The organism is Microbulbifer regidiadema (SeqCode) (genome assembly GCF_052467605.1).
Genome location: NZ_CP174316.1, coordinates 1,509,035 through 1,532,283 on the forward strand (window position 1 = coordinate 1,509,035; position 23,249 = coordinate 1,532,283).

At 48.6% G+C, this 23,249-nt stretch carries 20 protein-coding genes and 4 pseudogenes; 11 read left to right on the top strand and 13 right to left on the bottom strand.

All coding sequences use genetic code 11. The annotated features are described in order from the left end of the window. Window positions 1-51 precede the first annotated feature (51 nt). On the bottom strand, window positions 52-615 hold the full coding sequence (locus ACJJIF_RS07305) for a malonic semialdehyde reductase (protein ID WP_444931571.1): 564 nt from the start codon (window positions 613-615) through the stop codon (window positions 52-54). 929 nt (window positions 616-1,544) lie between these two features. Between ACJJIF_RS07305 and ACJJIF_RS07310 the strand changes: the two genes are divergently transcribed. Beyond that, complete coding sequence (locus tag ACJJIF_RS07310) at window positions 1,545-1,805, top strand: DUF3081 family protein (protein WP_444931572.1); 261 nt, start codon at window positions 1,545-1,547, stop codon at window positions 1,803-1,805. 659 nt (window positions 1,806-2,464) lie between these two features. Here ACJJIF_RS07310 and ACJJIF_RS07315 read toward each other — a convergent pair. Continuing rightward, complete coding sequence (locus ACJJIF_RS07315; RefSeq protein WP_444931573.1) at window positions 2,465-2,947, bottom strand: HPP family protein; 483 nt, start codon at window positions 2,945-2,947, stop codon at window positions 2,465-2,467. A gap of 99 nt (window positions 2,948-3,046) precedes the next feature. On the opposite strand from ACJJIF_RS07315, the gene ACJJIF_RS07320 reads away from it, so the two are divergent. Then, window positions 3,047-3,625 carry a TetR/AcrR family transcriptional regulator gene (locus tag ACJJIF_RS07320; protein WP_444931574.1) on the top strand — a complete coding sequence of 193 codons (579 nt, stop codon included), beginning with the start codon at window positions 3,047-3,049 and terminating at the stop codon, window positions 3,623-3,625. Between the two features lie 454 nt (window positions 3,626-4,079). On the opposite strand, the gene ACJJIF_RS07325 is transcribed toward ACJJIF_RS07320, so the two are convergent. Continuing rightward, the gene (locus ACJJIF_RS07325) at window positions 4,080-4,706 is read right to left on the bottom strand and encodes a MiaE family protein (RefSeq protein ID WP_444931575.1); all 627 of its coding nucleotides are present in this window, start codon (window positions 4,704-4,706) and stop codon (window positions 4,080-4,082) included. Between the two features lie 219 nt (window positions 4,707-4,925). Between ACJJIF_RS07325 and ACJJIF_RS07330 the strand changes: the two genes are divergently transcribed. Beyond that, window positions 4,926-5,855, top strand: a complete 930-nt coding sequence (locus tag ACJJIF_RS07330) for a hypothetical protein (RefSeq protein ID WP_444931576.1) — start codon at window positions 4,926-4,928, stop codon at window positions 5,853-5,855. Between the two features lie 133 nt (window positions 5,856-5,988). Here the strand turns inward: ACJJIF_RS07330 and ACJJIF_RS07335 are convergent, their stop codons facing one another. The 3 genes and pseudogenes from ACJJIF_RS07335 to ACJJIF_RS07345 all read right to left on the bottom strand — a co-directional run. Beyond that, window positions 5,989-7,155, bottom strand: a complete 1,167-nt coding sequence (locus ACJJIF_RS07335) for a hypothetical protein (RefSeq protein WP_444931577.1) — start codon at window positions 7,153-7,155, stop codon at window positions 5,989-5,991. A gap of 36 nt (window positions 7,156-7,191) precedes the next feature. Beyond that, window positions 7,192-8,271 carry an IS630 family transposase gene (locus tag ACJJIF_RS07340; protein ID WP_444932324.1) on the bottom strand — a complete coding sequence of 360 codons (1,080 nt, stop codon included), beginning with the start codon at window positions 8,269-8,271 and terminating at the stop codon, window positions 7,192-7,194. A gap of 96 nt (window positions 8,272-8,367) precedes the next feature. Further along, window positions 8,368-8,562 (bottom strand): annotated as a pseudogene (locus tag ACJJIF_RS07345) (IS630 family transposase); the annotation flags it as partial. Window positions 8,563-8,747: 185 nt separating this feature from the next. Here ACJJIF_RS07345 and ACJJIF_RS07350 point away from each other — a divergent pair. The 3 genes and pseudogenes from ACJJIF_RS07350 to ACJJIF_RS07360 all read left to right on the top strand — a co-directional run. After that, complete coding sequence (locus ACJJIF_RS07350) at window positions 8,748-9,092, top strand: hypothetical protein (protein ID WP_444931578.1); 345 nt, start codon at window positions 8,748-8,750, stop codon at window positions 9,090-9,092. Continuing rightward, entirely contained in the window at window positions 9,050-10,171 is a 1,122-nt protein-coding gene (gene tnpC / locus ACJJIF_RS07355; RefSeq protein WP_444932325.1) for an IS66 family transposase, read from the top strand. The genes ACJJIF_RS07350 and tnpC overlap by 43 nt, the downstream gene beginning before the upstream one ends. Window positions 10,172-10,192: 21 nt before the next feature. Then, window positions 10,193-10,617 (top strand): annotated as a pseudogene (locus tag ACJJIF_RS07360) (IS5 family transposase); the annotation flags it as partial. A 17-nt stretch (window positions 10,618-10,634) separates the two neighbouring features. On the opposite strand, the gene ACJJIF_RS07365 reads toward ACJJIF_RS07360, so the two are convergent. Next, window positions 10,635-11,672: an IS630 family transposase gene (locus ACJJIF_RS07365; protein ID WP_444931579.1), complete on the bottom strand. Its 1,038-nt coding sequence runs from the start codon at window positions 11,670-11,672 to the stop codon at window positions 10,635-10,637. Window positions 11,673-11,757: 85 nt separating this feature from the next. On the opposite strand from ACJJIF_RS07365, the pseudogene ACJJIF_RS07370 reads away from it, so the two are divergent. Continuing rightward, a pseudogene (locus ACJJIF_RS07370) lies at window positions 11,758-11,958 on the top strand (transposase); the annotation flags it as partial. 260 nt (window positions 11,959-12,218) lie between these two features. Here the strand turns inward: ACJJIF_RS07370 and ACJJIF_RS07375 are convergent. From ACJJIF_RS07375 to ACJJIF_RS07385, 3 genes are all read right to left on the bottom strand, one after another. Next, window positions 12,219-12,803 carry a sulfotransferase family 2 domain-containing protein gene (locus ACJJIF_RS07375; protein ID WP_444931580.1) on the bottom strand — a complete coding sequence of 195 codons (585 nt, stop codon included), beginning with the start codon at window positions 12,801-12,803 and terminating at the stop codon, window positions 12,219-12,221. Between the two features lie 443 nt (window positions 12,804-13,246). Further along, complete coding sequence (locus ACJJIF_RS07380; RefSeq protein WP_444932326.1) at window positions 13,247-13,675, bottom strand: IS1595 family transposase; 429 nt, start codon at window positions 13,673-13,675, stop codon at window positions 13,247-13,249. 6 nt (window positions 13,676-13,681) lie between these two features. Further along, window positions 13,682-14,170: an IS1/IS1595 family N-terminal zinc-binding domain-containing protein gene (locus ACJJIF_RS07385; protein WP_444931581.1), complete on the bottom strand. Its 489-nt coding sequence runs from the start codon at window positions 14,168-14,170 to the stop codon at window positions 13,682-13,684. A gap of 218 nt (window positions 14,171-14,388) precedes the next feature. Here ACJJIF_RS07385 and ACJJIF_RS07390 point away from each other — a divergent pair. Both ACJJIF_RS07390 and ACJJIF_RS07395 read left to right on the top strand, forming a co-directional pair. After that, a pseudogene (locus ACJJIF_RS07390) lies at window positions 14,389-14,655 on the top strand (IS256 family transposase); the annotation flags it as partial. A 146-nt stretch (window positions 14,656-14,801) separates the two neighbouring features. Further along, entirely contained in the window at window positions 14,802-15,257 is a 456-nt protein-coding gene (locus ACJJIF_RS07395) for a transposase (protein ID WP_444931582.1), read from the top strand. Between the two features lie 744 nt (window positions 15,258-16,001). Here the strand turns inward: ACJJIF_RS07395 and ACJJIF_RS07400 are convergent. Then, on the bottom strand, window positions 16,002-16,457 hold the full coding sequence (locus ACJJIF_RS07400) for a DUF1289 domain-containing protein (protein ID WP_444931583.1): 456 nt from the start codon (window positions 16,455-16,457) through the stop codon (window positions 16,002-16,004). Window positions 16,458-16,761: 304 nt separating this feature from the next. Here ACJJIF_RS07400 and acnB point away from each other — a divergent pair, with 304 nt between their 5' ends. Next, window positions 16,762-19,377: a bifunctional aconitate hydratase 2/2-methylisocitrate dehydratase gene (gene acnB / locus ACJJIF_RS07405; protein ID WP_444931584.1), complete on the top strand. Its 2,616-nt coding sequence runs from the start codon at window positions 16,762-16,764 to the stop codon at window positions 19,375-19,377. Window positions 19,378-19,411: 34 nt separating this feature from the next. On the opposite strand, the gene ACJJIF_RS07410 is transcribed toward acnB, so the two are convergent. Then, window positions 19,412-20,782: an MFS transporter gene (locus ACJJIF_RS07410; RefSeq protein WP_444931585.1), complete on the bottom strand. Its 1,371-nt coding sequence runs from the start codon at window positions 20,780-20,782 to the stop codon at window positions 19,412-19,414. A 381-nt stretch (window positions 20,783-21,163) separates the two neighbouring features. Here ACJJIF_RS07410 and ACJJIF_RS07415 point away from each other — a divergent pair, with 381 nt between their 5' ends. Continuing rightward, window positions 21,164-21,607 carry a hypothetical protein gene (locus ACJJIF_RS07415; RefSeq protein WP_444931586.1) on the top strand — a complete coding sequence of 148 codons (444 nt, stop codon included), beginning with the start codon at window positions 21,164-21,166 and terminating at the stop codon, window positions 21,605-21,607. A gap of 640 nt (window positions 21,608-22,247) precedes the next feature. On the opposite strand, the gene ACJJIF_RS07420 is transcribed toward ACJJIF_RS07415, so the two are convergent. Further along, a complete protein-coding gene (locus tag ACJJIF_RS07420; RefSeq protein WP_444931587.1) occupies window positions 22,248-22,772 on the bottom strand; it encodes a hypothetical protein in 525 nt (174 codons plus the stop codon). Window positions 22,773-23,249: the final 477 nt, after the last annotated feature.

Genomic DNA, 23,249 nt, shown 5'->3' on the forward strand with positions numbered 1-23,249 from the left:
AAGATAAAGCAATCAAAGATCCTATTATCCGGTTTCGCCAGGCACAGCAACTCACAAAACTCTGCACACCTCATCGAAATCCAATCGAGGATTACGTGGATACAATTTTTCAGTTTCACCATAACCGAGATTGCACAGAAAATTGGATTTTATAGAGCAAGCGGGAAGATGCTCCGGCAAGAATGTGGCTGCCGGGTACTTGCCACTGAAGAATTCTTTATCGACCAGCGCGTTATCAAACCCCGACATAGGTCCGCAATCGAGTCCCAGGGCCCGCGCAGCCAAAATAAAGTAGCCTCCCTGCAGGGAGCTATTACGAAATGCCGTTACCTCCGCATATTCCGGGTTATCGGCAAACCATTCCCGCGCGGGGGCCTGAGGGTAAAGCCTCGGCAGCTGTTCATAAAAGTGCATATCGTAAGCAACAATTGCGGTCACCGGGGCCTGCATTGTTTTTTCAATATTCCCCTCGCTGAGGGCCGGCTTGAGCTTCGCCTTGGCCTCCCTGCTAACCACAAACACCAGTCGCAGCGGACAGCAGTTGGCGCTAGTGGGCCCAAACTTGAGGAGCCTCTGAATAACTCCGTGATACCTCTGGCATGCAGAGCGGTTCACAATCAAGGCGCGGCTTCGCAGGAATGTCTAGACCTATCAAGAAGCCGCAACGCGGAGTGTGAATCGCTCTGCAAGCCCCGAAGGGCGGGCCTTGAAGGCCACAGCTGCTGCGTTGCAGCCCTTGCAAAGGACTAGGGCCATTCGCGGCGAGCTGCGCCTAACATCTGCAGCCTTCAAGACCCGCAGAGGCATTACGGAGTTATTCAGAGGCTCCTTAAGTAAATCGTACAATTGCTGCAAAACCACTTGCGGTACAGGCTTATCCTGCCAGTGACTATGGGTTCGGGCTTTATTGAATAGCTGGTCGAGCACCCCTGAGGAAACAGGTTGCATAAGGTCTACCTCAAAATGACTTCTCTGCTAAAAGTCTAGGGAGCCTCTTCAAATGAGCAACAAGATCATAAACAGATGGCAAGCTATCACCAAATAAGTCACGATACTGCGGATGCAGAAATACTGGTCCCGCCCCGACAGTGCGAAATATCAGCAGCGCCCTCCCCACCCCACCAGATACCACAGAGAAAACTGAGTATTACGGCACTAATAACAGGCGCGGACTCCCCCCCAAAATGGACAACCCCAACCACAGCATAAAGATTCCAACGACAAATGGCAGCAAACCCAGGTAGACCAGCCAGTTAAGGAGCCTCTGAACAACCCCGTAATACCTCTGCTGGCCTTGAAGGCTACAGATGTTAGACGCAGATTCGCCGCGAATGGCCCTAGTCCTTTACAAGAGCTGCAACGCAGCAGCTGTGGCCTTCAAGGCCCGCCCTTCGGGGCTTACAGAGGCATAACGGGGTTGTTCAGAGGCTCCAGGTATCTATACGAAGGAGAGCTATGGATGTCAGCACCCATGTCGTCTAAGCTTCCAGATCAAAGACCGTTTCGTCTCAAAACAACAAGCTTAGTGGCAGGGGCAAGCAGCAATGGATACCGAACAGAAGATTGACGTTAAACAAGCGCTGCGGGTATTTGATAAAGCGACCAAGGAGGGGCACAAGGAAGGCAATGAGTGGCATTACCAGGGGCTGACGGTCAGTACCGACTATGACGGCTATACAATTTTTATCAATTCCCCCAAAGTAAAACTAACCGTATTTTTCCACAATAAATTTTCTGTGGACTCTACCAGCAGTAAAGAGCTTGAAGAGTTTATCCGATTGCTGGATAGGCTTGATTCGAAGTGAGAGGAGGAACCTAAAAACACCCAAACGTGCAAATTTTAAGCAGCGAGATGATGCACGTACCCATCGTGCGGGTCCGCAATGGGCGGCTCCCTATCCGTAATGAATCTCTACCCAACGATGCTGAATGTTATGGCAGTGCGCTACCTCAACGTTAACCGACTGGAAATATATCGGTAGGCTAGCCTTATCTTTTAACTCATGGATTTAGGTTCAGGTCCAAGGTATTAATCTTGGCATTAGGCTGCTATGCCGTCGGCTGACTTCGGTTTAATCACCTTGCTCATTGCTGAGCGAGGCGCTGCTATGTTCCACCATTTTTTCTATCCCACGATGGTGGCTAGCGGGCAGGGTCTACTCATGGGCCAGCTGGTAGTTTTGCTAGCGGCTTCCTCCCCACAAGACCTCGCGACCTTGCTGTTGCCATTCGCTAGTAGTTAACGCTTAATGGAGCCCATCTTCCTACAGGGGGCTTTCACCCCATTAGTTCACGCCAATGCTGGGTGTACCAAGCTGCTTAAGCATCGCTCCGGCCAAAAAAAACGGGCTCCACTACTGGACCTGCTAACCCGCACCGCTTAGCAAGGCGTTATGCAAATGAGCAAACTGAGCCCCCGGCATTATTGCCGGTCAAGCTGTTCAGTTTGCCTGAAGAACCCTGCTTACAACCATCGCTTTGGATACCGCTGCCCGGAAATAAGCCGGTGGTATAGCACCCCGAATGCCACAATCAGAACGGTTCCTGCCGCCACCGGCATCAACAGGAAATCCCAGTGTTCACCTGCGAGCATAACGACCAGAGGATTGGCCCCAGCTGGTGGGTGAGTAGTATTGGTCAGAAGCATCGAGCTTACCGCTAATCCTACAGCTAGCCCCATAGACCAGGGGGTAACTCCCGCTAAAGCTGCTACAGAAAGGCCGATCGCGGTTGTTAGAAGGTGCCCTACGATGATGTTCCTAGGCTGTGCAAGCGGGCTTTCCGGTAATCCGAAAAGGATTACCATCGTCGCACCAAAGGGAGGAATCAGCCAAATGGTGGACTGAATTGCACTACCCAAGCTGCTCAGAGCGGTAATACACAACATTGCTCCCAGGCCCGCTAGCAAAGAAACAGAATGACGTGAAGTAATCAGGCGATTGTACATAGGGAAAACCTCCATTATGGTAGACAGGCCGGTCTACTTTAGGGTAGACAGTTCTGTCTACCAATGTCAAGATTCGAGTATCTGATATAGGTATTACCAATGGATAAGCAAGAATTGCTGGTTCGTACCGCCTTTAAGTTATTCTACATACACGGCATTCACGCCGTGGGTGTGAACCTGGTGTTGGCAGAGTCCGGCATAGCTAAAAAGACGCTTTATCACCATTTCCCGAGCAAAGAATATTTGGTAGAGGCGACAATACGTTATCGTGATCACAGTTACCGGGCATGGCTGATATCGAGGCTGGAAAATGTTCCTGCAGGCAAGCTCGCATTGCTAGAATTATTTAATGCCTTAACTGACTGGTTTCATAGTCAGGTTCCAGATATTGGCCACTTCAATGGCTGCTTCTTTATCAATGCCAGCGCTGAATTCGGTGACCAAGACAATGCCATCCATCGGGCCTGTGCCGAGCACAAAGCTGGGATAACGCTATTGATTCGAAAACATGTTGAGGAGTTATCTCTTCCAGAGGAAATAACAGAAGAGATCACAAGCCTGACTGCTCTGCTTAAGGAAGGCGCAATCTCAATGGCCCATGTTCAGGGAAATCTTGATGCGGCGCTGGAAGCCAAAGGAATACTGGAGAAAGTTCTGAATAGTTATGCTGACAAATAAACTGGAAATTTGCGAAGGTAATATATCCTGCATTCAACTCTGAAGTGCATTAGTTAATCATCTGGAAAAGAACGGTTAGCTGAAGGTAACATCTGCCGCTTCTTCTCCACCAAGAGATTAAGTGATGACAAAACGTTAGCGACAGCTGACCGAAGAGCAACGATGCCAGGTTTGGGCGCCAAAGAAAAGAGATTGGAGTCAGAGGGTAATTGCCAGGGAGATTGGTGTTAGCCAGCCTACGATCAGCAGAGAACCCGCTCGTAATCGAGGCGGAAGAGGCTATCACTCTCAACAGATGGCTGAAGAGCGGCGTAGACAGGCAGGAAAACCAACAAAGATGCTACCCAAGGCTAGTGGAGGCCAGCCAGTCCATGCCAGTCGGCCTCTTTTGCTATCGCCAAGTGTGTCAGCTATTGTGGAAATCTAAGAGTCCCAATGAGAACTTAAGGCGCCTTTACTGCCCGGCACCTTCCGGCACACCACTGTGGAAACGGAACTGCCCATCACTACCTTGCACCAATTCCTTTTCTTTCTCCAGCAGGGCCTGAACTCTAGGCTGAATATCTTCATCGCAGGCCTTTTGCGCCAGATGCAAATAATCGCGGAAGTGGCGCGCCTCAGACTTCAGTAGCGAGAGATAAAACTTTTGCAATTCATCATCCAACTGCGGCGCAATTCGTGCAAAACGCTCACAGGAGCGCGCCTCGATAATAGCGCCACAAATCAGGGTATCGATCAGCCTGCCCGGCTCAGCACTGCGCACTTCTGCGCGAAGGCCCGCCGCATAGCGTGAGGCACTCACATGGGGATAGGCGATACCGCGCTTCTCCATAATCGCCAGCACCTGCTCAAAGTGACGGAGCTCTTCGCGGGCCAGGCGCGACATTTTGTTCAGCAGCTCAAAGTCATTCAGGTAGCGAAACATCAGATTCAGGGCGGTACCCGCCGCTTTCTTCTCGCAGTTGGCGTGATCGATCAGCATCATCTCCGGCTCTTTCAGAGCCGCCTCCACCCAGGCGTCGGGTGTGGGACACAGCAGAAATTCATTGATAGCGGACAGATCTGGAACTTGAGCACTCATAGGACGAACAAACTTAATCGAAGCAAACTAACTTGGCGCGGGATTATAGCGGTCCCAAGTCACAAACGCCCGCTTTTAAACGACCAGTAAGCCTCCCCCCTCTGCTGACAGGCTCTACAGGTAACCCGCCGGGAGGGCTATCAGCATAAAAGCACCCTCTATTGATAACGATTTATTAAGTGCATTAATATAAAAGTGACCTATTATCCGGCCTATCTGATGAATGACTACCAAACCCAGGCAAAAGCCATACCCCCGCTACTGGAAAACCTCCATGGCGCCGCCCAAACCCTGAGAGAATCCCTGGAACTCCTGCAAAATGCGGAGAAACCCTGGCAGCACTATCTACTCCAGCCGCCCTTCGCGCAGGACGCAGCCCTGAGCCTCAACCAGACTTTTGAGCGCCCCTACTCACTATCTGGCGCCCTCTATTCACAACTCGACTACCTGGAACCCATCAGCGCTGGGGGGGATGCTCGCGCCACCTTGCAGGTGCCCGGCCTGCTGGCAGTACCGGCCAAGACGCTGGGGTGCGCACAACAACTCAACCACCACAAAGAGCGCTTTGCCGAGGCTATTGCCGAACTTCGCAGCGCCCTGGCCGAGCGGCCGGTAGCCGAACAGGATCGCACCGTACGGGAAATCCTTGCGGATGCGGGGTATCCTCGCGCGCATCTGCGCCAGTGCTATCGCCTAGTGCTGATGTGCCCGAAGCGCCCCGACGCCCTTACCCTGTCGTGGATCAAAGCGCGCAAGTCCATTCGCAAAGTCACGGTGAAGTGGTGTGAAAAGAAGCTGGTGCAGCTGGACCCCCAGGGAGCCGATCCGGGCATCCAGTATCAGCGCCAACTGCTGGCCGGACTGCACAAAAGCCAACAGGAAGATTTGCGCCAGGTACAGATACAGAGCCGCCCCAACCTTCAGGTTGCCGAAATCTTTTATGGCCAGGATGAGGAAGAGGAGTACCACCAAGTCGGCTACTCCTCTATGCCGGTACTGGTAGAGGCCAATGAGGCCGGGCAGCTACCCGAATTTACCCGGGTCGATCACCAGCCGAGTCTGAGCCGGCGGCGACAGAGGCGGGATTTGGCCATCGCCAATGAACCGTTTCTGCCAGCGCTACGGGTATTTTTGCGCCAGCAGCGTTGAGGTCAATCCGATACACTTCCCCACGCCTACCCTCTGCCAATAGCGGCCCCAGCTTCAAGCTGGGACCCGGCTCCGAGGGCAGCAGCCCCCTGTGCGAGCCACCTGCGCCAGATCGCCGATCCCCGCTTGCACCTCAGCGGTGGGATACCCCCATCAGCGCCCTCTCTATAGCTGGCTGAAAATCGGCTAACTGAGCCATCAAAGTGGCATACCCTGTTACCAGCCCCTGCAACAACTCAAAATTGGCAAAGCTGGGGGTAAAGCCAGAAGCATCAACCCCCTCAAGTGTCGCCGCCGCCTTATCCATATTGCCCGATAAGGCAGCACTCAATGCTGTATAAAATGCCATCTCAACCGGGGACTCATCACCGAGGTCAAAGGCAGAGGCATCGGCATAATTGCCTTGAAAAAAGACCGTTTTTTGCTGCAACCGAGCGGTATCGACCGCCCCCTGACGATCAATGCGCTGTTGCAGTAAATCATCAAACAGGGGGGAAGCCGTAATTTGCGCAGCAAACGCCGCCGCCTCCAGAAAATCATCCGAGCATTCTGTGAAGGTAGTGGCATCTGCATAAGTCAAAACGGTCGCCAGCATGGAAAGCTGTGAATCCCAAGGCAGTGCAGCAGTGAAAAAGTGTGGAGCGATAGTAGTGGCCACGGTCTTGATCAACTGCGCTTTGAGTGCAGCATCGGAGGCCTCATCTGCACCGAGTGCCTGATGTATTACCTGAGCCACCTGGTCTACATCGCGACTCAAGAGACCTGTAGTTAACTGCAATTGCAGCTGCATGATGGATGACGCACTATCCTGTACCGCCATTGCCTGTGCCGTTGCTTTTTCTACCGCCAGTTGCGCAGCCTCAGCTTCTTGAGCTTTTTGTAGTGCCCGCTCCTCAGTCAGTTGCCTCGCCTCTTCCGCCTGCACCTTGCGCTTTTGCAGTACATCCAGCAAAAAGTCATTGAGCTTACCGAACACAGCGGAATACCGGCGATTATCGTCGACGCTAACAAACTGACGGTCAACAAGCTCATAAAAGCCGGGTTCCTGATCGCCAAAATGTTCAACCTCGCGAATTGCTCGCGCATAGGTTGTAACCAACAGGCCTAACTCTTCCTCGCATTCGAGATATACCTGCTCCGGGCACTCGCCTTCAAGCGCATTCAATTGCTTGATTTGCTCCGCTGCATGCACAACTTTTTCTTCGGAATGCTCCAGCAGCTGATCTAAAATTTGAGCCGCGTGCTGTGGCTCCCCCAGGACTTGCCAGGTAATTGCCCATTGCAATGAGACAAAAGGCATTCGCTTCCAGAGTCGAGCTTCATCTAGTGTACCGTATTAAATAGATTGCTGATTTGAGAGTGCTTGGCGTGCACGCTCCACTTTCAATAAAATTTCCTCAGCAGATTTCGTCCACACAAAAGCTTTCTTGGCTTCATTATGTGTTTCAATAAATTTCACGATAGCCGTTTCCAACTCCTTGACTGAGGTGAATACCCCTCGGCGCAACTGCTTCTCTGTAAGTAATCCAAAAAATCTTTCCACCAGATTTAGCCAGGATGAACTGGTCGGAATAAAATGAAGATGAACTCGTTTGTTTCTCTTGAGCCAGCGCTTTACATTTTCATGCTTGTGAGTCGCGTAATTATCGACGATAAGATGAAGATCCTGTTCTTTGGGTGTTTGCTTTTCTACGGTCTTTAAAAAGCCTAAGAACTCCTGATGACGATGGCGCTTTCTACACTCACCTATGACCTCACCAGTCAGCGTATTAAGGGCGGCAAAAAGAGTGCTTGTCCCGTGACGTTTATAATCATGGGTCATGGTGCCACACCGCCCCGGTTTCATGGGTAGTCCAGGCTGTGTCCGATCCAGGGCCTGAATCGAGCTTTTTTCATCCACACAAAAGACAACAGCATTTTCTGGCGGTGACATATACAAGCCAACAACATCGCATAATTTTTCTTCAAAAGCAGGATCGTTACTCATCTTGAACTTTTCGGTTAGATGAGGCTTAAGGCCCACTTCCTGCCATACCCTGCTGACAAAAGAGTGGTTAATTCCTAAGACTTTCGCCATGCCTCGCGTTGTCCAGTGTGTCCCATCCTTTGGCTTACTTCCTGTCGTCATCTTGATAATTTTCGAGCGGAGTTTTGCCTGCTCTTCTGAATTCTTACCGCCATGATTAGCCCCCCTGGGCAAATCCTTCTCTATACCTGCCAGACGCTTTTCTGCAAAACGATTACGCCATCGGCCCACCGTATTGACATCAATGCTTAACTTTTTCGCAATTTGGTAGTTGGGAACCTGCTTGGCAGCGAGCAAAATAATCTTTGACCGCTCAGCTAATCTCACCGATATTTTTCGACTTTTTATATTCTTTTCTAACTGCTTTTTTTCTTCCGGTGATAAATTGATTTCAACTTAAGCTGGCATTGGTCTTCACTTAATCGCTAAATTAAGCTCACATTATATATCAGCAATCTATTTAATACACTACACTAGTGTGCTGTATTAAATAGATTGCTGATTTGAGAGTGCTTGGCGTGCACGCTCCACTTTCAATAAAATTTCCTCAGCAGATTTCGTCCACACAAAAGATTTCTTGGCTTCATTATGTGTTTCAATAAATTTCACGATAGCCGTTTCCAACTCCTTGACTGAGGTGAATACCCCTCGGCGCAACTGCTTCTCTGTGAGTAATCCAAAAAGTAACTACTCACCCCTAACTGCCACCTCATCAAAAAAACTATCAGATTTTTTAAAGCAAAGAAACAGAAAAGCTGAGACAAATGCTCTAAGCAAACTCGCTTTATTGTTATTCGCAACGATCTGAGACACGCCAAAATTTGTGATATCCTACACCTTCGAGATAACGGGTTCACTTTTCGGTTATGGCCAACATTAACAAAACTTCTGTGCGCGAGGAAATGGATCGCCTAAAAGCCGAGTTCCAGCGCCAGTGTGCCGAGAAGTTGTTAAGCCAGGAAAGTCGTCTGCTGCTGCAAAGCGTGTTTACTCTGCTAGAGTTGATACTCGCCATTTTTCTGGAGAAAAAAACGGCCAAGACGAATAAAAACTCCAGCAAGCCATCCTCCCAAACGGACAAAGATGAATCCGCATTGCCCCATAAAGGCAAGGGAAAACAGAAGCCGTTCAGGCCGCTGACAACCATCGCATCACAGAAACTATCTCCATCAGCGAAGTCCGCTACTGCAGTGACTGCGGCGAAGACCTAACAAGCGCCCCGTGCTTAAGTCATGAACGACGCACTCGTATTGATATTCAGTTTGAAAAAGTAGTCGAGCATGTCGATGCCGAAGTAAAAGCCTGCCCCACTTGCACCCATACCGTGAAAGGCGAGTTCCCTGCCGATATGGCGGGACCATTGCAATACGGCAATGGCCTGAAAGCCTACGCGATCAACCTGTTGGTCTGTCAAATGATCGCCTTAAATCGGGTGCAGAAGGCGGTTAAAGCCATGATCGGGCAAGTGATCTCAGAAGCTACTCTGTTGAAATTTGTCCTGCGACTACATGAAGCCCTGGCGGACTGGGAGCAATCAGCTCTTGAGGAATTATTGCAAAATCCCTCGCTCAACGTAGATGAAACCTCCCTGAGGGTCGAGCAAAAGAATCATTGGATTCATGTGTATGCCTCCGGCGATATTACCCTCAAGTTTTTACACCGAAGTCGCGGTAAGGAAGCAATTGAACACATTGATATCATACCACGCTATGGGGGCGTCATTATTCATGACTGCTGGGCCTCGTATTTGTCTTATATCCACTGTGGGCATGGCCTGTGTGGCTCGCATTTGTTGCGTGAATTGACCTTTATCGTTGATGCCAATGGGTATGAGTGGGCGAATGATATGAAACGCTTACTGCAAGCCACCTGCAAAACAGTCTCGGTGAGAAAACGCAAAAAACTGATTAAAAAGGAATACGCTGTTCTACAACAGCAGTATCGGGAAATTATTGCTAGAGGTGAGCAGGAATTACCCGAGATTCCAGCTAAACCCAAAGGCCAGCGCGGCAAAATGGCGAAGACCGATGCGCATAATCTATGGGAACGCTTGAAAAATTACGAAATGGCGGTTTTATTGTTTGCCAAAGAGAGCCACGTCTCCTTTACCAACAATCGTGCGGAAAGGGACCTGCGCATGTCAAAGGTTAAGCAAAAAGTATCTGGTTGTTTTCGAGCGGCACACTATGCACAGGCCTATTGTCGCATTTCGAGCTATTTACAAACTATGGCTAACAAAGGCCACAACCCTTTGATTGCAATTCAGATGGCGCTTTCGGGCCGTATTTAAATCGGTAGGGGGTGAGTAGTTACCACCATCCTTAACTTCCGCCACCTACTTGAAGCACATCAGCTTGGCCGCCAGCTCTTTGAAGAGATAAATAGCCACCTCAAGGAACTCGGCATGCAGCTAAAAGAAGGCAGTATCGTGGATGCAGCGATTATCAATGCGCCCAGCCCCACCAAAAATCGTGAAAAGGCCCGAGATCCAGAGATGCATCAGACAAAAAAAGGGGGCAATGGTATTTTGGTATGAAAATGCATATTGGAGTTGATGATGTGGCCGGAGTAATACATAGCATAGATACAACAGCCGCAAATTCGCATGATGTGGCAGCTACAGAGCGAATCCTCCACGGCGAGGAAAAAAGAGTCTGGGGTGATTCTGGATACATTGGTGTGGAGAAGCGCGAAGCGTTAAAAGAGCGAGATCTGGATTGGTACATATTAACCCGGCGGAAATATAGATTGGCTTACTGCGCCGCATAATTGATTTTCTTATGCTTGAAGTAAGCAGCAACCCGCTTAGGTGTTTTTTGCAGTATCCACATATGCGATATAATTTTCTTCTTAAACTGCTTAGCATTTCGTGCTGGTGAAGTGCTGCGCACGCCAACCTTTAAATCACAATTCAAATATTCATCTGGATTGAGCTCCGGTGAATATGGCGGCAAATAGAATACCTCTATCTGATCCACTTGATCTTTCAACCAAGCTTTCACCACTTTTGCATGATGCACGCGCAAATTGTCCAGAATCAAAATAACTTTACGTTTTGCGTCTTTTGTCAGGCGCCTCATAAATTCAATCAGGCGATCTGCATTCATGCTACCGTCGTAAATTTGAAAACGCACCTTTCCTTGATTGGTAATGGCTGAGATCATATTGCATGAAACGCGTTTAGTATTTAGCTGAATGACAGGTGTTCTTCCCTTAAGAGCATACCCTCGTCCATACTGGCAATCAGAGCGTACGCCTGTTTCGTCACCCCAGTAGATTTCAGCCTTTTCCTTCTTCGCCTTTTTCAGAATTCTTGGATACTCCACCTCCAGCCAAGATTCTACGCGAGTTGGGCATTGTTCATAAGCGCGCCTGAGAGGTTTTTGTGGTGTAAACCCCCAGCGAGCTAGTAGGTCACCAACAGTTCTGACGGCTATTTTGATATTAAATTCTTGCTTGATCAGCAGCTGAACAGCTTGTCTCGTCCAGAGTGCATAAGTCAGCTTCATTTGATCCGGACGTTTATCGATAATCAATTGCTTGATAGCTTTCTCTTGCTCTTCTGAGAGTAGGCGACCGGTTCCAGGCTTTCGCCCCAGCGTTTTGGCTGAAATTCCTTGGGTGCCATGAGCAAGATATGCTCGATACCATTTTCCAATGGTTTCAAAATGGACACCAACAAGGTCGGCAATTCTTTTGTAGGAGTAGCCATTTTTGCGAAGCCGAATGGCTTGCTTACGTTTTTCTTCTTTAGCAGAAGCGGAGAGCGTGCGTGCATCTTCTTTTTTCATGTCTGCATTATATCATCACTAGATGCCCGCCGGGTTAATAGCAATGAAGCCGAGCAAGCTAAAAACTCTTCCAGGGCGTGGTGAACTCCGTAAGGCGGAAAAGATTAAGGCGCAGATAAGAGCCAAGGTCGAGCATCCCTTTCGCTACATCAAGCGGGTATTTGGCTATGACAAGGTCCGCTATCGAGGGCTGCTGAAAAATACCGAGCGGCTGTGCTTGCTAGCAGGCTTCACCAACTTACTGATAGGGAGAAAATACTTGGCTACCCAGGGGTGGTACGCCTGAAATTCGCCTATTGCGGATTTTAGGTGAAAAATCAGGGGGCTATTACACGAAAATTAAGCATTTTCGCGTAATAAGGTGCATTTTTAAGCAGTTCAGCTTAATTCTAGAAAAATACCTGATTGATCAGAGGTTCCTTAATTGTGAAAGTGTCATCAAAATGGTGGCTGCTTAGTGCTCGTCCCAAAGGTCAATCCCCGAACACTTAGCAGCCTCATTGAGGGCTATATACTTAATCAGCCACTACCGACTTATCGTGTAGATTACCAGCTATAGCCATAATTTTGAAAGTCGTCTTTATAATAATTGACAACTTTTTCATACGCATCTTCGGGGATGTGCAATACGATGTTTTTATATGCTGGGTTCTTTGTTCGATTCAATTTTTTAAGATCAGGTAATTTTATATCGATTTCCTTTGCTAAGGCTTTCCAGTCCTCACCAATATCTTCGACTCTCCCTATAAAATCAACAACCTTTTCGCCATTATAATGAGTTTTTTTTGTTTGAGGAAAAAAGTGACTGATTTTATGTTTCTTATAGCCTTCATCTTTGATGAACGCGATATAATCATTGCCGTACTGGTCTCGAAGATTCTTTCTTCTTTTTGCAATAGTTGAATCGTCGTCGGTGATAGATCCTTCTATTTCCACCAAATGATAGAAGGCACTCCGCAAACGCGATAAAGGATTACGCACAAAGCAGAATCTAAAATAATCAGCACCGAGAAGATTTTTTTTGGCTGGTGTTGAATGGCCAATATCGATATGTTCAATTCCTTTTAAGGCTTTTCGGATACTGTTGCCAGCTGTTTTCTCAATGTGAATGAATACTAGTTTCTTTTTCATAAATTTCTCAGGTACATATTAAAGCAGGCTAGCTTCTTATTTGTAGTTAGGTAATTAACTGTCATAGAAGCTGTGCGGTTTTTCTTAGGTTGGTATTGCCGCTATAAATGATTTTTCGTCATTTACCTGCATGTCGCTTAAAGGTAAGAAATATGTGCAATACTTGTGTATTGTTCGAAGTTTAATTTAGTGATAAATTTCAGTACATCATTGCAGCTTCCGTTAACTGATCGAATTCGATCACTCTCATTTTGCCTATACTACTTTATATAATATTTATATGTCAACCGTTAATCATTGATTCTGCCGCTTATCGAAGAGATGAAATCGACAGTTTCAATATTGGCAGCAGTATGACGAAATGAAAATTCTTTCACATATCTAGGGAGGTTTTGGGCTCGTAATAGTGATAAATACTTAGGCTCTTTATGGATTCCGGGGAGCTACCCCAGCAACAAATTAAAAAGCCCGGAAATGGCCGATTTTCCTCGGCGCCTTAGATTGTGCAGACACTCAAAGAAGCTAAGATATAGTGGAAGTTTTTCTTGCGATATACCGCGATGAGGACGTAACCAGGATCGTAACAATGACCAGAAACCTTCCATAGTATTAACATGAACCTCATGAAAACCGTCGCCATCTTCATCCCTGGCATACTCACCCACACTATGGCAAACAGACTTGTGGGTATAACCCCACTCCTCTAAGCGGTCATAAATATTGTATTCATCCGTGTAGACCAGAGTGCCCGAAACGATAGTGCTTTCGATAAGCGGTTGAATCGTTGCTTGCTTTACATTTTCAAGCATACGTATTGCAACCTGCCCGCCTCTCTGAACCATGCCAAAAATGGGAGGCTTTTCCTTTTCCAGGGTACCTCACCCACGAGCACCTCTCAGTCGGTTCCGCCGTCCGCTACGGCCTTTTTTTAACTGCTTCAGGCGCCCTTTGTGGCCTGCAACAATATAGACCTCGTCACACTCTACCTCTCCCTCAAGGGAGGCATCAGGGGCTTTGTCACAAACGGCTTCCCTGAGCTGCTGAGTCATTTTATGAACATCATCTTTGTTCAGATCGAGCTCTTTGCTGATCTGCAAATTGGATAGATTCAATGACATGAGGTATAAGCAGTGCACCCAGACCTTTAGAGGCTGATGGTGCCCCGAAAAGACTGATAACGTCAGATCGTCAAAACGCCGCTGGCAATCTTTACAGCGATAGCGCTGCTTCTCAGGTTGTGTATCATCCTTTCCTTGTCGGGTAACATCCTGGCTCAAACAATGAGGACAGCACACACCATCGGGCCAGCGATACTGCCGTATCTGTTCGTAGCATTTTGCATTATCGAGGAGATCATGAAATTTCATCATGAGTCTGTTTTACAGACATTCGGCTACTGATTCCATTGATGATGTCTCAAATCTAGAGCTCCCCGGAATCCATAAAGAGCCAACTGTTTTAATTGTGTCTTCCATGGGCGGTTACTGCGTTAATCAGACTTCGTAAACCTTATTCTCTCAGTCTCCACCCATGGATTCCAGCACCACGCCCCCCAATTTTCCCCTCAAAACTGTCCGAAGTGTTGTTCTACGACTTCCCGGCAAAACACCGGCAGAGTATCCGAACAACGAACCCGATTGAGTCGACGTTCGGGACGATACGGCACCGGACCAAGCGTTCGAAAGGCTGTCTATCAAGAGAAGGGATGCTGCATATGCTGTTCAAGCTCGGGATGTGCGCGGAAGGAAAATGGAGAAAGCTTCGAGGCTTTGACTACCTTGCGAAGGCCATCACCGGAGTGAAATTCAAAGATGGAGAAGAGGTGCCAACCGCTGACCAGAGCGCCGCCTGATCAAACCTGCTGAACACCAGAATTGACAATAACTCTACAACGGTCAGGGACGCCCTAAACCGTTTGACGGAAAAGTTGACCTTGAAGATTTATGCCGTTTTGATTTTGCTGGAACTTTTGATGCTAAAGTTAAAATCTACACGAAGGTGGTACACGCCAAATTTTTAAAACGCGCCATACGCGTGGTGCTACTCAAGCCTATCGATGACGATAAAAAAGGAAGTGCGTTACTGTATTCTACAGATACGAATTTAGATGCAATGAAATTGGTCTCGTACTACAAATCAAGATTTCAAATAGAGTTATTATTCAGGGATGCGAAGCAATACACCGGATTAACTCACTGCCAATCCGTGCGAAAGGAAGCCATAAACCTTCATGTTAATGCGTCGCTGACAGCGCTGGATTTGCTGAAATTTGAAGATCGCAGAGAGACGCAGACAGATGCACCTACAGTTATCTCAATCGCCAGCTGGAAGCGCCGCAAGTTCAACCAGCATCTGATGAATAGGATTTTTAGCAGCTTAGGTCTGGACCGAAGCTGTGAAAAAGTCAGCTACATTTATGGTCGCTACAGCGATTACGGGGCAATTGCGGCATAAAAGTGTCCGAAGTATTGTCACAGGAAAAGTGCAATTCAATAGCCGCAATAAATTCCTTTCAGCGAGAAACCTTAAAAGATTAATAGATATGGCAATACCTATCGCCAAAACATCCCTAAATTTAACTCAGCGAATTAAGCTTGACCACCTAAAAACCTAAATTTGAACTGTGAGACATTAATTCAGGACAGTTTTTTGCCCCACCCACTCTCACGTAATAGAAATATTTTGATTTTTAAGATTAAACACCCATACCCCCCATTCACCATTCAGAGGTTTTTTATCATCAAGCAATACACTTTGTGAAAATCAATAACTGGAAAACTAACGAGTCAATATACAGCTGACAGGAACATCTGGTTTTTACTGTGGTATGGATGTGCAAACTTTATGCGATGGCGCTCGCCAGTCAGCGTCAATCCCATACCAGCCCCCCCTCAGAGGAATAAAAGAAAGCCCTCAAACAGCTCAACACTCCCCCTCGTTTTTAATTTACATATCTTATGCGTCGGTCACGCTTATTCCAGGCCCGGCATTGGCTACATTGAAAATATACTGACCGCTGACAACACCGAGGTCCATCGACTGGCAGTGGCTGCCGAGAATGACATCAAAAGCCTATCCCGGTTGCCGGCACCCGGACCGGAATAGAATTCTAACGAGAGAGACTGCCCCGGGGAGACTGAGGCAGCGGTGCGTGGAGAGACATCCATGTGGATATTGCGGAGTTCTTTAGAGGCTCCTTTAGTCTTTTTGCAGGCCCGGGGCGATATAGCGCAGGTAATAGGCCACCGATAGCGCGTAAAAGTCTTCATCAATACGCCGGCGGACCTCTACCAGAGTGACCCCTTGCGCCTCGGCGGTGGGGCGCAACCCATAAGCACTCAAATCCCCAATCTGGCTGGCGCCAGCGCGGAGTAACTCAAACACCCAGCAATAAGCATTCAGGTTGTCATCAAAGCGGATCTGTTGATGACGCAACTGGGAAAGCAGCAGCGACTCATCGACAATTTCCAGCTGGCTGCGCACAGCATTGATCAAATAGCCCTCTCGCCTCGCGGCAATAATGCGGCGCTGCTCTTCACTGTAGGCATTCCAGTCGATCACCTCGTGCGCAAAGCGCTTGCAGCCACGGCAAACATCATCGCCAATTCCCGTGGAGCAAACACCGATACAGGGTGTGCGAACCTTCTTATACATTAACTATCCGACTAACCTATTTATGCCGCCCGAGCGGCCTTCAAATTGCGCGTAGCCTATTTTGTTTCCGCCGCTAAGAAAAGGGGGGCTGCACCAACAGCCAAACCACCAAAATTCACCTAGCAAATAGTCACAATTCACTTAACTTATTGATTTTTCGATAAACTTAACAGAACTAGGGCTTTCCTGTAGTATTCGCCCCCCGCCATCAGCGGCCTCGAAAAAAAAATCCCGGCTGACCGTTAATAGACCGGGAATTCCACCCGCTGTAGGTGCCACCCCACACACCAAGAGGGACTTATCAGTGCTTGAAGCCTATCGCAAACACGTCGCCGAACGCGCCGAACAAGGCATTCCGCCAAAGCCATTGGACGCCGAGCAAGTCGCCGGCCTGGTTGAATTGCTGAAAAATCCGCCAAAAGGCGAAGAACAGGAACTGGTTGACCTGCTCACCCAACGCGTTCCGCCGGGCGTTGACGAAGCCGCTTATGTAAAAGCTGGCTTTCTGTCCGCCATTATCAAAGGTGAAGCAGAATCCCCGCTGATCGATCGCAAACACGCTGTAGAACTGCTGGGCCAAATGCTGGGCGGCTACAACATCTCCACCCTGGTCGAACTGCTGGATGACAAAGATCTGGCCGAGCTGGCTGCCGAGCAGCTGAAAGGCACTCTGCTGATGTTTGACGCCTTCCACGACGTGGAAGAGAAAGCCAAAGCCGGCAACGAATTCGCCAAAGCAGTCATCCAATCCTGGGCTGACGCCGAGTGGTTCACCAAGCGTAACAAAGTGCCCGAGAGCATCAAAGTTGCCGTATTTAAGGTAACCGGCGAAACCAACACCGACGACCTGTCTCCGGCACCGGATGCCTGGTCCCGTCCGGACATCCCCCTGCACGCGCTGGCCATGTACAAAATGAAGCGCGACGGCCTGGAGCCAGAAGAAGCTGGAGTTACCGGTCCGCTGAAGCAGATTGAAGAAGTTCAAGCCAAGGGCCTGCCCGTTGCTTTCGTTGGCGACGTAGTGGGTACCGGTTCTTCCCGTAAGTCCGCCACCAACTCCGTACTGTGGTACTTCGGTGACGAAATGCCGGGCGTGCCCAACAAGAAAGGCGGCGGTATTTGTATCGGCGGTAAAGTTGCCCCAATCTTCTACAACACCATGGAAGATGCCGGCGCGCTGGTATTCGAAGCCCCCGTTGACGAACTGGGCATGGGCGACGTTATCGAAATCCGCCCCTACGACGGCAAGATCCTGGCTGAAGACGGTAAAGTTCTGTCTGAATTCCAACTGAAGTCCGACGTACTGCTGGACGAAGTTCAGGCTGGCGGTCGTATCAACCTGATCATCGGCCGCGGCCTGACCGGCAAAGCCCGTGAAGCCCTGGGCCTGGCGCCTTCCGAGTTGTTCCGCAAGCCTGAGCAACCTGCCGACACCGGCAAGGGTTACACTCTGGCGCAGAAGATGGTTGGTAAAGCTTGTGGCGTTGAAGGTATCCGTCCGGGCACCTACTGCGAGCCGAAAATGACCACTGTGGGCTCCCAGGACACCACTGGCCCCATGACCCGTGACGAACTGAAAGACCTGGCCTGCCTCGGCTTCTCCGCCGACCTGGTAATGCAGTCTTTCTGTCACACTGCGGCCTATCCCAAGCCCGTTGATATCAGCACCCAGCACACCCTGCCGGACTTCATCATGAACCGTGGCGGTGTTTCCCTGCGCCCGGCTGACGGCATCATCCACAGCTGGCTGAACCGCATGCTGCTGCCGGACACCGTAGGTACCGGTGGTGACTCCCACACCCGCTTCCCCATGGGTATCTCCTTCCCGGCAGGTTCTGGTCTGGTAGCTTTCGCCGCCGCTACCGGTGTTATGCCGCTGGATATGCCTGAGTCTGTACTGGTGCGCTTCAAGGGCAAAATGCAGCCCGGCATCACCCTGCGCGACCTGGTGCATTCCATTCCTCTCTACGCCATCAAGCAGGGCCTGCTGACCGTTGAGAAGAAAGGCAAGAAAAATATCTTCTCCGGCCGTATCCTCGAGATCGAAGGCCTGGATGATTTGACTGTAGAGCAGGCATTCGAGCTGTCCGACGCCTCCGCCGAGCGCTCCGCTGCTGGCTGTACCATCAAGCTGTCCGAAGACACCATGTCTGAGTACCTGCGCTCCAACGTAACTCTGTTGCGCTGGATGATCGCTGAAGGTTACGGCTCCAAGCGCACCCTGGAGCGCCGCGCGCGCGCCATGGAAGAGTGGCTGGCCAACCCGAAACTGATGGAAGCGGACGCCGACGCCGAGTACCTGGAAGTCATCGAGATCGACCTGGCCGAGATCAAAGAGCCGATCGTATGTGCTCCTAACGATCCAGACGACGCGCGCCTGCTGTCCGACGTTGCTGGCGACAAGGTAGACGAAGTGTTTATCGGCTCCTGTATGACCAACATCGGCCACTTCCGCGCTGCCGGTAAACTGCTGCAAGAACACAAAGGTGGCATCTCCACACGCATGTGGATCTCCCCGCCCACCAAGATGGACGAGCACCAGTTGATGGAAGAGGGTTACTACAACATCTACGGCTCTGCCGGTGCCCGCACCGAGATGCCCGGATGTTCCCTGTGTATGGGTAACCAGGCACGTGTGGCACCGAATGCCACCGTACTGTCTACCTCTACCCGTAACTTCCCCAACCGTCTGGGCGATGGTGCCAACGTGTACCTGACCTCTGCTGAGCTGGCTTCTGTAGGCGCCATCCTGGGTAAACTGCCGACTCCGGCTGAGTACCAGGAATACGCACAGAACCTGGACTCCATGTCCAGCGAGATCTACCGCTACCTGAACTTCGATCAGATTGAAGACTTCCAGAAGTCTGCCGAAGAAGGCAAGCGTATCGCCGCGACTGAGATCCAGGAAGTGAATGTCTAAGTGACAGCCTGATCCAGACGAAAAGCCCCGCTAACTAGCGGGGCTTTTTTTCTGCTGAAATAAACAAGACACCAATAACAAAAGCAGATAGTGCCAGGCAGGCGTTGAGCGTAAATGCTGTATCGATTCCCGAGGGCATATCAGCTGCCAATGCAACAATGGTGGTATTCAGGCCTAACCCCACTGCACCTCCCGCTATTTGCAGCATAAAAATTATTGCACCCGCCAAACTTGCTCGGCTGGTATCAACAACAGTAATAGCGACCGTTGTAATCGTAGAATTAAATAAACCGATACCCGCCCCCAGTAGCAGCAAACCAGGAATTAGAGCAATATACTGAGTATCTTTGTGTAGGTGAGATAAAATATACATACCCAACGCCATCAGCAAAGTGGCCACTGCTACTATCTTCCTAGCCCCTATCACATCGTATACTTTTCCAGCGAAAACACTAAAGGCAAGCATCATTGGGATCAGCCCCATTCCAGCCCTCACTGCTGATACACCGCGAATATTGGTTAAGAATTGCGGGATAAAAAACAGCCCGGCAAAGAAGAGAGCAGAAATTAGCAAGGTGGCAATTCCGGCGAAAATAAACCGCCTATTTCCAGCCACATCCGGTGGAATCAAGGCCTGCTGACCCACCATTTTTTCAATTAGGGTAAACAAGCCTATAAACAGGAAAAAGGCCACAATAAGACCCAGCACCAGCGGACTTTTAAAACAGACATCAACCACAAGGTCAAACGCAAGCAGCAGGGCAAATAAAGCCAGCGATAGGAAGACTATGCCGCCATAGTCAATACGCTCATCACAAGCCTCTGGGGAATCATCGGGAATAACTCTCCAACAAACATACAGGGCAATTGCCGATATCGGCAGATTGATAAAGAAGATCCACCTCCAGCTGGCGTAATCCGCCAGAGCCCCACCTAACAAAGGGCCTACCGAGTTGGCAATACCACATACAGTAATCACCACCCCTCCGGCCAACCCCGCTCGCTTTTCACCCATCAAACCATAGGTCATACCCAGGATTGATGGCCACATCATCGCTCCCCCAACCCCCATCAGCGCGCGGGATAGCAACAACATTTCCATATTGATCGCCAAACCGCCCAACAGTGAAAAAACCATAAATAGCAAGGTGCCAATCAAAAAGATGTTTCTTCTGCCGTACATATCGGCCAGTCGGCCACCTGAGATAATCAATACACCAAAAACCAAGGCATAGCCGTTAATGACCCACTGTGTCGTTGTGATATCCGAGCGAAACTCATGCTCCATCGCCGGCAATGCAGGAAAAAATGCGGTAAAATCATTAGCAACAAGGAAAATAGCCAGGGACAGAGCCAACAAGCTAAAATAAAGCTTTCTTTGTAAACGGACTTCTTCTCTTCCCACTCCTGTGGTCTCTTTTTTGGGCAAGGAAGTAAAATCTCAAGCAACAAAAATAGCCAACCATTAAAAAACTGACAAGAAAACAAGTATAGAGCACACAGGATTTCATCGCGGGTAGCAGTAACAGCACCCCCGAAACAAATAGAAGTCTAGTATCCGCAACAACACACCCAATTTAATCCCCAAGCTTAATTGGCATCAATAAACCGAGAGCAAACCACCAATAAGAGGGGGTAGGCGCTTGCACCATGGTACATATCACGGACCCGATAAATTCTGATGCCATTGCATTTACATTGGGCAAAGCAAAAATTACTATAAAGCGATCGGCTCATTCCGATATAGAGATCTCATCAGCAGTTACAGATAGGCAATAGACGCTACATGCCGAGAAACTACTACAAAGCTCCTAAAGCAGAATTAGACAACAGCCCCCCTGAGCAAAGAAGCCGCTTATCCTTCAGGATCGCCTTCAAAGCATCGGCTGTAGTTTGCGCCATTTTCCCAGCAATTATTGCCATCCTCTCCATCTTTGACGCACCAGGGCCCCGGATGCTCACTGGCCTGACCTCGGCGCTAACAACTTATTTAGTTACAGCTCTGATTGCCCTAATAGCGACGCTCACCTACGGAAAGCTTGTAGAGAATTTCTTATTGAAAATGCAGATCTACACTCGAACCACCATGATTCTGGGCGGTGCCCTACCCAGCATCCTGCTCTGCCTGTTTGAATCCTTTTTGCCCGCAATTATTATAGGTTTATACGCCATTCCTATCGCTTTTCTATGCCACCACCTTATAAAAGCCAGCCCGCCAATTCCGCAATAACGCTAAACAGCATATAGTTTACTGTTGCATCTGGCACTATTTACTACAATCGCAGATTGCATACAAGAAGAGGAAAACTCCTCTCTCTACCGATTGAGGCACCAGTTCGCCCCCTAGAGAAACCCACCTAAGAACAACTTAATTCGGCAAGAGAAAAAATCTATTAGTCAGGCTCAGCCCCTTACTCCCTTGTAACAATCCAAATTATTAACAATAAAGCATTTATAAACATCAAAATCGATCGGGCAGCCAACCTTCCCCAGCCTCTCTGCCTTTCGCTTTGGCGTATCAAATGGCCACTTATGATAAATAACCAAGTACCTATTCACATACATCTGCATGAATGTACTTGTACTCACCATTCGCAGCCCCCTTCCACACCAAAAAAAGCTTTGTGAAAATAAATTTCAAATGCAACCCAAATCACAACCCCTGAAAACCACACAAACCTACACAAAGAAAATTTTAAGCATCAACAGACGCAAATATCTGCATCGGCATGCAGCTATATTGCGACTCTTTACCCCCCTTACAGAACACCTCACCCACAGAGATATCACAGAATTACGCAAAGACTCCCCAATCAGAATATTTCAATCAACCCGAAAGCCTTACTATCTTGGCAAAGTATTCGCCAGCATTACAATAGCAATGTTACCTCCTCCCCACCTTCATCGTCTTCTTCATCATCACTTGGGAAGCTCGACTTTCGATACGAAAATTTTGCTGTATGCTTATCGCATTCAGCCTCTGTCTGTGGAAACATAGAAAAATCTCTAAACCTTAGATCCAGTATCGCCCTAAAAATGCTATTCCGATAAGCATACCGAGGATAATCCAAACCCCACACCTCCACAGACAAGGTCCCCCCGGGCAACAGCAATTCAGTGAGATTTCTAAAAGCGTTATCACTATTTATAAAACTTTCACCCGCCCCACTAAAAACATCGATAAATTTAAAGTACTCCCCCAGATAAGAGCCATAATTCTGCGACGCACATACATTAAATATCAAATTGGGTTCAAACTCCGGGCGCTCATCTGCGATAACAAAAGGATCAATCTCATCAAAGTAGTACTTAATAAGCGCGCGGCACTCAGGTACATCCCATGGAAAACAATGCACAACAAGCGCATGTCTTTTAGGGTTTTTAAATACAGGCATTTATAGACTCCATTTATAATTGTAATAATCACCCATAAATATGGATACCGATACACAAGTTAAATGTCGACTTCTGTTAGACCTAAACTTTCCTGCAAAATATCACTTTAATCAAAAACAAATCGAGAGTCAGCGCCACCATGGGATCACATAGTGACCACCCAGACACCTCTACAGAACACCTCTACAGAACACCTCTACAGAACACCTCTACAGAACACCTCCCCCAAAGGTGGAGCACAGAACTATTACATCAACTAAAAATTTCTCACCTTACAAACAACCCTCAAACACCACATACATTTCAACCCAACGGCACAACAAAAACCCCGAGAAACATTACAATATTACACGAACATATCTTTTGAATTACTGTGACGCCGTTACCAAATTGCCTTTCTCGACCTTATCTGATTAAAACCTTTACTCATAACACAACCATCTAAAATACAATCTCTCCTTAATAACCTTAAATGT

Coding starts and splice junctions, on each gene's coding strand:
- ACJJIF_RS07350 (WP_444931578.1), top strand. CDS start 8,748: ATGGCCAACATTAACAAAACTTCTGTGCGCGAGGAAATGGATCGCCTA.
- ACJJIF_RS07320 (WP_444931574.1), top strand. CDS start 3,047: ATGGATAAGCAAGAATTGCTGGTTCGTACCGCCTTTAAGTTATTCTAC.
- ACJJIF_RS07385 (WP_444931581.1), bottom strand. CDS start 14,170: ATGAAATTTCATGATCTCCTCGATAATGCAAAATGCTACGAACAGATA.
- ACJJIF_RS07365 (WP_444931579.1), bottom strand. CDS start 11,672: ATGAAAAAAGAAGATGCACGCACGCTCTCCGCTTCTGCTAAAGAAGAA.
- ACJJIF_RS07420 (WP_444931587.1), bottom strand. CDS start 22,772: ATGCCTGTATTTAAAAACCCTAAAAGACATGCGCTTGTTGTGCATTGT.
- ACJJIF_RS07400 (WP_444931583.1), bottom strand. CDS start 16,457: ATGTATAAGAAGGTTCGCACACCCTGTATCGGTGTTTGCTCCACGGGA.
- ACJJIF_RS07415 (WP_444931586.1), top strand. CDS start 21,164: ATGCCGAGAAACTACTACAAAGCTCCTAAAGCAGAATTAGACAACAGC.
- ACJJIF_RS07330 (WP_444931576.1), top strand. CDS start 4,926: ATGAATGACTACCAAACCCAGGCAAAAGCCATACCCCCGCTACTGGAA.
- ACJJIF_RS07325 (WP_444931575.1), bottom strand. CDS start 4,706: ATGAGTGCTCAAGTTCCAGATCTGTCCGCTATCAATGAATTTCTGCTG.
- ACJJIF_RS07310 (WP_444931572.1), top strand. CDS start 1,545: ATGGATACCGAACAGAAGATTGACGTTAAACAAGCGCTGCGGGTATTT.
- ACJJIF_RS07315 (WP_444931573.1), bottom strand. CDS start 2,947: ATGTACAATCGCCTGATTACTTCACGTCATTCTGTTTCTTTGCTAGCG.
- ACJJIF_RS07335 (WP_444931577.1), bottom strand. CDS start 7,155: ATGCCTTTTGTCTCATTGCAATGGGCAATTACCTGGCAAGTCCTGGGG.
- ACJJIF_RS07375 (WP_444931580.1), bottom strand. CDS start 12,803: ATGAAAAAGAAACTAGTATTCATTCACATTGAGAAAACAGCTGGCAAC.